6 protein-coding genes are annotated in these 10,465 nt (G+C 74.7%); all 6 read left to right on the top strand.

What is annotated here, in order from left to right; translation table 11 throughout:
• A partial coding sequence (locus CR470_RS16955; protein ID WP_179892278.1) for a biotin attachment protein occupies nt 1-630 on the top strand: 630 nt, incomplete at its 5' end.
• Entirely contained in the window at nt 627-1,808 is a 1,182-nt protein-coding gene (locus tag CR470_RS16950) for an acyl-CoA dehydrogenase family protein (RefSeq protein ID WP_097868430.1), read from the top strand. The genes CR470_RS16955 and CR470_RS16950, both read left to right, overlap by 4 nt.
• Nucleotides 1,809-1,942: 134 nt before the next feature.
• Nucleotides 1,943-3,535, top strand: coding sequence for a 4-coumarate--CoA ligase family protein (locus CR470_RS16945; RefSeq protein ID WP_097868429.1), 1,593 nt, complete (start codon nt 1,943-1,945; stop codon nt 3,533-3,535).
• A 5-nt stretch (nt 3,536-3,540) separates the two neighbouring features.
• Entirely contained in the window at nt 3,541-4,302 is a 762-nt protein-coding gene (locus CR470_RS16940; protein WP_257138727.1) for an enoyl-CoA hydratase family protein, read from the top strand.
• Nucleotides 4,290-4,907, top strand: a complete 618-nt coding sequence (locus CR470_RS16935) for a TetR/AcrR family transcriptional regulator (protein ID WP_097868428.1) — start codon at nt 4,290-4,292, stop codon at nt 4,905-4,907. The genes CR470_RS16940 and CR470_RS16935 overlap by 13 nt, the downstream gene beginning before the upstream one ends.
• A 180-nt stretch (nt 4,908-5,087) precedes the next feature.
• Nucleotides 5,088-10,463, top strand: a complete 5,376-nt coding sequence (locus CR470_RS16930; RefSeq protein ID WP_257138725.1) for a hypothetical protein — start codon at nt 5,088-5,090, stop codon at nt 10,461-10,463.
• The last annotated feature ends 2 nt before the right edge of the window (nt 10,464-10,465 follow it).

Below are 10,465 nucleotides of genomic sequence, written 5' to 3'. Positions count from 1 at the left end.
GCCCTCGCCGCCGCCCTGGCGGCAGCCGCCCGCGCCACCACCACGACCGGCCCCGCCCCCACCCGCTTCGGGGCCTGGCGCAACGTGCCCTCGGGGCCGCAGCGCAAGCGCTACCGGAGCGAACCCGACGGGGCCGAGCACGAGATCGCCTACCGCACCCCGCGCACCGGCGCCCCGGAACCGCACGACGCCCCGGGCGTCCGGGTCCTGGCCGTCACTCCGGACCGGGCGACCCTCGAAGTGAACGGGGTAGCACGGAACTTCACCGTCACCGCCGACCGTGACAGCGGCCGGGTGCACGTGGACACCGCCGACGCCTCGTACACCTTCACGGCCCTGCCCCGCTTCACCGACCCCGCCACCCACACCGACCCGGGCTCCCTGCTCGCCCCGATGCCCGGGACCGTCGTCCGCCTCGCGGAGGGCCTGGCCGCCGGCGTCGCCGTCGAGGCCGGGCAGCCGCTGATCTGGCTGGAGGCGATGAAGATGGAGCACCGCATCCTCGCCCCCGCCTCCGGCACCCTCACCGCCCTGCACGCCGCCCCCGGCCACCAGGTCGAGGTCGGCGCGCTGCTCGCCGTGGTCCAGGAGGGCCCGGCCGCCATCCCCGTACCGGAGGAGACCGCATGAGCACCGTCCGTACCGTCCTCGAAACCGACGAGCACCAGGCCCTGCGCGCCGCCGTCGCCGCCCTCGGCAAACGGTACGGGCGCGACTACATGACCACCGTCATCCGCGAGGGCGCCCACACCGACGAGCTGTGGGCGGAGGCCGCCAAGCTCGGCTACCTCGGGGTGAACCTCCCCGAGGAGTACGGCGGCGGCGGTGGCGGCATGGCCGAACTCTCCATCGTGCTGGAGGAGTTGGGTGCGGCAGGGTCGCCCCTCCTGATGATGATCGTGTCGCCCGCGATCTGCGGCACGGTCATCGCCCGCTTCGGCACGGACGATCAGAAGCGGAAGTGGCTGCCGGGCCTCGCCGACGGAAGCCTCACCATGGCCTTCGGCATCACCGAACCCGACGCCGGCTCCAACTCCCACCGCATCACCACCACCGCCCGCCGCGACGGCACGGGCCCGGACGCCGACTGGCTGCTCACCGGCCGCAAGGTCTTCGTGTCCGGCGTCGACACAGCCGACGCCACGCTGATCGTCGGCCGCACCGAGGACGCCCGCTCCGGGAAGCTGAAGCCCTGCCTGTTCATCGTCCCGCGCGACGCCGAGGGTTTCGGCCGGCAGCAGATCGACATGGAACTCCACGCCCCCGAAAAGCAGTTCGAGCTGGTCCTGGACGGCGTACGCCTGCCGGCCGACGCCCTGGTCGGCGACGAGGACGCGGGCCTCCTCCAGCTCTTCGCGGGACTCAACCCCGAACGGATCATGACGGCCGCGTTCGGCATCGGCATGGGCCGCTTCGCGCTCGGCAAGGCCGTCGAGTACGCCCGTACCCGGCAGGTCTGGAAGGCCCCGATCGGCTCCCACCAGGCCATCGCGCACCCGCTGGCCACCGCGCACATCGACCTGGAACTGTCCCGTCTGATGATGCAGAAGGCGGCCCGGCTGTACGACGAGGGCGACGACGTCGGGGCGGGCGAGGCGGCGAACATGGCGAAGTACGCGGCGGGCGAGGCGTGCGTGAAGGCGGTCGACCAGGCCGTGCACACCCTCGGCGGCAACGGACTGACCCGCGAGTACGGCCTCGCGTCCCTGATCACCGCGTCCCGGGTGGCCCGGATCGCCCCGGTGAGCCGCGAGATGATCCTGAACTACGTCTCGCACCAGTCGCTGGGCCTGCCGAAGTCGTACTGAACCTTTCCTGATCCGCTTCCGTCCGACCTCTCCCCATCCCTCCCCCACAGGGGTGATTCTGACCCTCCACACCCGCACGGCGTCCCGCGCCGCCACCCGGGCGGCGCGGGCATCCGCGACGACAGGGGACCGCCATGGTGTTCCGCAGCGAGTACGCAGACGTACCGGCCCTCGACACGCCCATCCACGAAGCGGTCCTCGGCGGGGCCGCCGGATTCGGCGACACGGTCGCCCTGATCGACGGGACGAACGGCGCCTCCCTCACGTACGCCCAACTCGACGGCTTCCACCGGCGCATCGCCGCCGCGCTCGCCGAGGCCGGTCTCCGCAAGGGCGACGTCCTCGCCCTCCACAGCCCGAACACCATCGCCTACCCGGCGGTCTTCTACGGGGCCACCCGCGCCGGCGCCTCCGTGACCACGGTCCACCCGCTGGCCACGCCCGAGGAGTTCGCCAAGCAGCTCGCCGACAGCGGGGCGAAGTGGATCGTCACGGTCTCCCCGCTCCTGGCGACCGCCCGTCGGGCGGCCGAACTCACCGGCGGCGTACGGGAGATCTACGTCTGCGACCAGGCGGAGGGCCACACCTCCATCCTGGACATGCTGTCCTCCACCGCCCCCGAGCCGGAGATCGTCATCGACCCCGGCCAGGACGTCGCTGCGCTCCCGTACAGCTCCGGCACGACGGGCACGCCCAAGGGCGTGATGCTCACGCACCGGTCGATCGCGACCAACCTGGAGCAGCTGAGACCGTTCATCCCGATGGGCGAGGGCGACCGCATCCTGGCCGTCCTCCCCTTCTTCCACATCTACGGCCTCACGGCGCTGATGAACGTCCCGCTGCGCTGCGGCTCGACGGTCGTCGTGCTGCCCCGCTTCGATCTCGCGCAGTTCCTGGAGACCATCCAGACCCACCGCATCACCGGCCTGTACGTGGCTCCGCCGATCGTGCTGGCCCTGGCGAAGCATCCGCTGGTGGGGGAGTACGACCTGTCCTCGCTCCAGTACATCGTCAGCGCCGCCGCCCCGCTGGACGCCGAGCTGGCGGCGGCGTGTTCGGCCCGGCTGGGCGTGCCGCCGGTGCGGCAGGCGTACGGGATGACGGAGCTGTCGCCCGGTACGCACGTGGTGCCGCTCTCCGTCGAGCAGCCGCCGCCGGGCACGGTCGGCAAGCTGCTGCCGGGCACCGAGATGCGGATCGTGTCGCTGGAGGACCCGGCGAAGGACGCGGAGCCGGGGGCGGACGGCGAGATCCTGATCCGCGGCCCCCAGGTGATGAAGGGCTACCTGGGCCGCCCCGACGCCACCGCCCACATGATCGACGCGGACGGCTGGGTGCACACCGGCGACGTCGGGCGGGTGGACGCGGACGGCTGGCTGTTCGTCGTCGACCGGGTCAAGGAACTGATCAAGTACAAGGGGTACCAGGTCGCCCCCGCCGAGCTGGAGGCCCTGCTCCTGACCCACGAGCACCTCGCGGACGCGGCGGTGATCGGGGTGTACGACGCGGAGGGCAACGAGGTCCCGAAGGCGTTCCTGGTGCGGAGCCCGGCGGGCGGGGGGCTGACGGCGGACGACGTCATGGCGTACGTCGCCGAGCGGGTGTCCCCGTACAAGAAGGTGCGGCAGGCCGAGTTCGTCGAGGAGGTGCCCCGGGCGGCGTCCGGGAAGATCCTCCGGCGTGTGCTGCGCGACCGGGAGAAGACGGAGAGGACCGAGGAGAAGTGACGTTGATCGGACGGACGGCGGACCGGGGAGAAGCGCCCCTGATCGGACGGACGGCGGACCGGGGGGTGACGACGCTGACGCTGGACTCCCCGGCGAACCGCAACGCGCTCTCCGCGTCGCTGGTGGGCGAGGCCCGCGCGGCACTGGCGGCGTGTGCGGCGGACGACACCGTACGGGCGGTGCTGCTCACCCACACCGGCACGACGTTCTGCGCCGGGGCGGACCTGACGGCGCCGCCGGACCCGGAGGCGTTCGTCGGCCTGATGCGGGAGATCGTGGAGCTGCCGAAGCCGGTGGTGGCCCGGGTCACGGGCCATGTCCGGGCGGGCGGTCTGGGCCTGCTGGCGGCGTGCGACATCGCGGTGGCGGGCCCGGCCTCGACCTTCGCCCTGACGGAGTCCCGGCTGGGCCTGGCCCCGGCGGTCATCTCCCTCACCCTGCTCCCCCGCCTGGACCGCGCGGCGGCGAACCGCTACTACCTGACCGGTGAGCGCTTCGACGCGGCGGAGGCGGCCAGGATCTCGATGGTCACGGTGGCCGCCGAGGACGTCGACGAGGCACTCGTACCCATCCTGGACGGCCTGCGCCGGGCCTCGCCGCAGGGGCTGGCCGCATCGAAGGAGCTGGTCACGGCTACGGTGCTGAGAAGCTTCGACCAGCACGCCGAAGACCTCGTCGCCCGATCCGCCGCGTTGTTCGCCTCCGGCGAGGCGAGGGAGGGGATGACGGCCTTCCTCGAACGACGGGACCCGGCATGGGCGCGGTGACATCCTCCTCCACCTCCTCCACCTCCTCCAAGGCCGCTCACGCGCCGAAGCAGGACCGCAGCCGGGCGACGCGGCAACGGCTCCTGGAGGCGGCGGTGGCCTGCCTGGCCGAACACGGCTGGGCGGGCTCCACCGTCTCCGTCGTCGCCGAGCGCGCCGGCGTCTCGCGCGGCGCGGCCCAGCACCACTTCCCGACCCGCGAGGACCTGTTCACGGGGGCGGTGGAGTACGTCGCCGAGGAACGCTCCGCCGCCCTGCGCGCGCTGCCCGACCAGGGCCGCGCCGAGGTGGTCGCGGCCCTGGTCGACCTCTACACCGGCCCCCTGTTCCGGGCCGCGCTCCAGCTCTGGGTCGCCGCCTCCAACGAGGCCCAGCTCCGCCCGCGCGTGACGGAACTGGAGGCGAGGGTGGGCCGCGAGACCCACCGGATCGCCGTCGAACTCCTGGGCGCCGACGAGTCCCGCCCCGGCGCCCGCGAAACGGTCCAGGGCCTCCTGGACATGGCCCGCGGCCTCGGCCTCGCCAACCTCCTCACCGACGACACCGCCCGGCGGGCGCGGGTGGTGGCGCAGTGGGCGGCGCTGGTGGAGGAGGGGCTGGGGTGATTCCAGCGGGGCGCGCGGCGGGCCTCCGCGGCGGCGGCCCGGTGGGATCCCCCGGCCGTCCGTTGGCGCCCGGACCTGCGGATGTACGGGAGTTGGCGCGGGGATGAGGAGTCGGCGGCGAACGTCCGCGCGGCCGCCCGATCGGCCCTGGGCCGTCGTACCGCTGGCTACGTTGAGGCCGTGCGGAGGCAGCGGCAGGTGGCGGGGAGCGACGGCGAGGGCGGGTCCGGGGGCAGACGGGGCGTGTCCGAGGAGGCCGGGCAGCCGCGCCGGGCGGGGATTCCGGCCGGCCCGGGCGGCGTCGGCGTCGGCGGTGGTCCCGGCAGCCTGCTGCCCCTCCAGCGGACGCTGGGGAACGAGGCCACCACGCGAGCGGTGCGGCGCGGAAAGCGGCCCGCCGCCCCGCCCCCGGTCATCGACGAGCGGGCCGAACAGGGACTCGTGCTGCCGCCGTACCTGATGGACCTGGAGGCGGGTGGGCTGTCCACGGCGTACGGGCTGACCGGGCAGGAGTTCGTACGCAACGCGGTCGCGGCTGTCGTGGGGCACGGCGACGGCACGGTGGCCGGAATCGCCGCCGAACTGGCCGGGCGACCCGAGTCGTTCTTCGGCCGGGGCCGAGCCTTCGCGGTGGAGGGCGGGCAGGGCGGGCAAGGCGCACAGAGCGGAGGCGGGGGGTTCGACGTCACCGTGACCATCGCACCCGCTCCGGACGACCGGCCGCCCACGTTCCACCAGGCCGCCGCCCTCCCGACGGCGGCGCCGGACCCGGGAGGTGCGCCGCTCGCCGCGGTCGACGACGCGGAGGGCAAGGACACCAAGGTCGATGTCCAGCACAACAGCGGTGCCACCATCGGCAGTTCGGCAGGAAACTCCACGAGCAACGGGGCGGGCGGCACGGCGTTCGGGCTCGCCCCCGTCGCGCCCGGACTGTGGCTCGGCGGCGCGGTGACGGGCAGCGTGCAGCCCTGGCAGTCCTCGCGGGACTCCCGCACCCAGCGAGGCGTGGCCGAACCGCGCGTGCTGCGCAGCGACAAGGGCTCGGTGGAAGTGCCCCGCCGGGTGGTGTTCGCCGTACGGGTCCGGCGGCAGGCGGGCGGGGACGAACAGGTCTACCGGGGTTCGGGAACACTCACCCAGCGGGTGCCCACCGAACATCTGATCCCGGCCGGCACCGGTGCGCCGGACCGCCCGCGACCGGTGGACGACGACCTCGCCCGGCGGGTCTCGCTGGCCGACTCGCTGGCCCCGGTGGGCGTCTCCGACACCGCCGGGCCGCACCGGGGCGGCGGCGGGCTGTTCGACGCGGTCGCCTCCGTCCTGCACCCCTCGCTGACCGCACCTGGAGCGCCCGGCCGCTCCCGCCTGTACGAGGCGACCGCCACCCCGACCGTGCTGGAGGACCTGCCCCGCCTGCTGCGCGACGGCGTCACCGGGGACGACCTGCACTCCAAGGACGGCAGCAGCGCGGGCAGTTACCGCATGCGGGCCGTGGTCACGGGGCTCTCCCCGGCCTGGGCCACCGGCATGACCCAACTCCGTACCCATCAGCAGGTCCAGCACACCACGACCGAGGCGGCGAGCAAGGGACGCGCCGCCACCGGCGGATTCGGCCCGGCGGCCGGGCTCGGGGCGGCGGCCAACGCGGCCGTGGTGCGCGCCACCGCGATGCCGGTCACCGGGGCCCGTGCGTCCCGGTTCAGCGTCAACGAGCAGACCGTCTCCAGCCGGCAGGGCGCGGAGGTGCGGGGCGAGAAGGTGCTGTACCTCGGGACCGTGCGGCTGACCGTGGAGGGCACCGGGCCCCGGTCCGCCGGGATGGTCCTGCGCCCGGAGACGCGGGTCGCCACGCACACGATGCGGGTCTGGGTCGGTCTGCGGGCCGACGAGGCGAAGGAGTTGGGCCTGCCGTTGCCGCAAGGGGTGACGGCGAGCGAGTTCGTGAAACGGCCGGAGGCGCGTCGGGCGGGCACCGGGGCGGAGGGAACGCAGGAGGGGACCCAGGAGGGGACGCAGGAGGGGACCCAGGAGGGGACACAGGGAGGGAAACAGGGGGAGATGCAGGAAGGGACGCGGGAAGGGACGCAGGGGAGGGCGCCGGAGGGGGAGTCGGCGGCTGACGAACGTCACCTGCCGTTCGGTGCGATGGGATCGAGCGTCACGCTCGGCCGGCTCGACACCGCGCCCATGCTGAAGGCCGTACGGGAGCTGTTCGCCACCGACCCCCGGCTGGCCGGGTATCTCCCCGCCTTCGGCGCCACCGCGCCCGCGGCGGGCCTCAGCCGTGAGGAGGAAGAGGCGCAGCGCCACAACTACCGCGAGCTGATGGCCGCCCTCTCCGAGACCCATCTGCGCGTGAACAAGGACCAGTTGCTGTCCACCGGCATCCGGGTCCGGCTGCGCCGCAAGACCACCCTGCACGCCCACGACGTCCAGCTCCGGGTCCACGGCGACCTGGGCGGGGCGAGCCACCTCGGCGACATCGACGACTGGCTGGTGCGCAGCCACTCCGGTGTCTCCGCGAACGTACAGAGCGGGCGCAGCAGTTCGCGGTCGATCGGTGGCATGGTGCTGGCCCAGGCCCGGCTGGTACCGGGTGTGCTCACCGGTTCGGCCCGCTACGAGCGGCAGAGCACCGGTACCCGCCGCAACCAGGGCGGCCCCACCACCCGTACCGACGTCCTCACCAACGGATCGGAGAAGGCGAGCGCGTTCGGGGCGGCGCTGCGCCTGAACGTGGACGTCACCATGACCTCGCGGCAGCGCAAGCTGGCCCGCGCCCTGACCCCGGGCGCCCCCGGCCGGGACGCGCCGGAGGCCAGGCTGCTGTCCGGCCTGCGCCTGGAGGAGCAGGACGTACGTCTGCTGACGCCGGCCGAGTTCACCGTGGGCACGGAGGAGAAGCGGCGGCTGGACGCGGACGGCGGGCAGGCGCCCGGCCCGGAGCAGGAGGTCGCCGCGGCGGGCATCGGCGACCTGGCGTCGCCGGCCCCGGCCCCGGCCGCCGAGGGTCAGACCACAGAGGGACAGACCGCTGGAGGGCCGGCCACCGGGGGGCAGGTGCGGGACTGGCAGCTGGTGGAGACCGTCGGTGACGGGCAGCCGATCCGCGACCTCGCCCTGGCGCTGCTGGCCCGCGCCGCTGCCCGGGGCGGGGCCCGGGGAGGGGCGGGCCGCCAGGACCCGGCGCTGGGCACGGAGGGGCTCGCGCCCCGGCTGGCCGTCGAGGAACGCTTCAGCCCCCGGGCGATCACGGCCGCGCTGCGGCAGGCCTCGTCCTCCGCATGGGTGGTGAAGAACCTTCGCTACCCGCGCCGGCTGGCCGCGCTGAACGGCGCGGTGGGCACCAGGCTGGCACTGACGGCCCCGCGACTGGTGCACGAGGCGGCGGGGCCCGGCACGGAGACGTTCGTGCTGGGCGGCCACCAGGCCGGCGGACAGCGGGGCAGCGGCACGGCGAGCACGGTGCAGGCCGGGATGACCGGCATACAGAACGGCGCCGAGTGGCGCGTCGGCGAGGGGCTGTCGGGATACCGGACGACGAGCACGGGCGACGCCGGGGCCGCCACGCTGGCGGGGACCGTGGAGCGCAACGCCCACACACCGAAGAAGGCCCCGCTGTACCTCGTCCGGTGCGACCTGCTCGTCACGATGGTGGCGGAGGTCAAGGTCACCGGCGGCGGTCCGTACGTGGCGAACGCGGCACGGACCCTGCCGGGCGCGGCAGCGGTGTGGCTGACGGCGGGGCAGTTGAGGGCGGCGGGGGTGGACCTGCCGCCGTCGGCGCGCGAGGCGCTGAAGCCGGACCGGCAGGGCGAGCGCGCCGACGCGGACCGGACTGTCGGGGGCGCCGGCCGCGGAGGACGGGCGGAGGCGTCGACGCACGCACCGGCACCGGCGCACGCACCGGCACCGGCGTCGGAGTCGGCGCACGGTTCGGCGTCGGCGTCGGCGTCGGCTTCGGCCGGTGTCCCGGCCCGCTCGGGGCCGACACTCGCCCGCGATCTGCCGCTCGGCTTCGGCATGATCGAGGACCTGCCCGACTTCGTACCCCTGCTCGACCGGCTGCGCGGCTCCCTCGCGCGCATCGGGCGGGAGGACCTCGCCGACGATCTCCTGCCCCGGCAGCAGCTGCGGGACCGCAACGACAACGTGCAGCGCCTGCTGCGGATCCTGGACCGGGACGGCGCCACCGGCCTGCTGGGGAGCGCCATGGACGGCGGGGTCACCGTGGAACTGCTGGACGGCCGCAGGACTCCGTACTGGGCGGTGTTCAAGGTCGACCGCGTCGGCGGGGCAACCTGGGACGGGGAGGCGGACGACGGCCGGGACATGGAGTACATCACCTCGGCGGTCGCCCAGCAGTCCACCTCCCACGACGAGGGCACGGCCACCGGTGTGGAGGGCATCCTCGCCGGCTCCGGTAAACCGGACGGCGGGACGGGCCCGCTGAAGAGCGGCGGCGGGGCGGGCGGGCTCGGCGCCGCCTCAAGCTCCGCACGCCGCCGGGGCGACGCCGGGCGGAGCCAGTTGGGGATGAAGACGGTCGCGGAGGCGAAGACGGCCAGGTCGGCGAAGATGCGGGTGCCGGTCATCGCCACCCTCGAACTCCACCGGGGAGACCGCCGGCTGGCCTTTGCCGCCACGGGCCTCACGTCGCTGGTCCACCGCGTCCTGGAGAGCGACCTCAGGGCGCTGAGCCGGGTGGGCGCCTCGCGCCCCGCCCCCGCCCGTGCCCCCGCCCCCGGCGTGCGGGACACACCGCCCGGCGACCCTGCCGCGCTTGGGGCCTGGCGGGCGGCCGGGGTGCCGCTGCCGATGGAGGCGCAGGTGAACGGCTTCCAGGGAGCGCCGCGCGTAAGGGAGTTGGTGTCGTCGGCGGTGCGGGCGGCGGGCGGCGGCGACCGGTTCCGGCAGAAGGGGCAGGCCGCCGCCTACACGCTGGGCGAAGCGGTCTCCACCGAGTGGCTGATCGCGGCCCTGCCCCTGCTCACCAACGCCGGGGCGGACCTGCCGCCGGTGCACGCGAGCGGGGCGACGGGCCAGGACCTGAGCGCCTCCGTGCACGCACGGCTGAGGGCCGGGCGCGTGCTGGGCACCGGGGACAAGATGACGTTCGAGACGGTCGCCCAGAGCCACCTCGGGGCGCCCCGCCCCACCCAGAGCGACGGGCAGAGCTCGGCGGAGCAGGGCAGACAGGCGCGCGGGCTGCTCGGCGCCGGGGTGCTGAACGCCGACGCGTTCCGGCTCAACCAGCTGATGGGCAACGCGGGCGGCGCGGGCTCGGCGAGCGGCGCGGCGGCGCACGGCGCGGGCTCGATGCCGCTGCACAAGCCGAAGTTCGCCTCGGTGCTGGTGCAGTTCACCCTGGACGTACGGGTGGCGGCGCGGGTGACCGACCGGGTCCGCACGTCCCGTACGGCGGTGGCGGAGCGCGAACTGACCCTGCCCCGCCCGGTGGTGGTCCGCATGCCGCTGCCGACGGCCGGCCGCCTCCTGGCCGCCCACCCGGCCGCCCTCACCGACCCGCGCGACCACCTGGGCGCGGGCCGGTGACC

Source organism: Streptomyces sp. rh34, from assembly GCF_002551245.1.
GTDB lineage: Bacteria > Actinomycetota > Actinomycetes > Streptomycetales > Streptomycetaceae > Streptomyces.
Note: the sequence above shows the minus strand (reverse complement) of the source record. Positions and strands in the feature narration are given on the sequence as shown.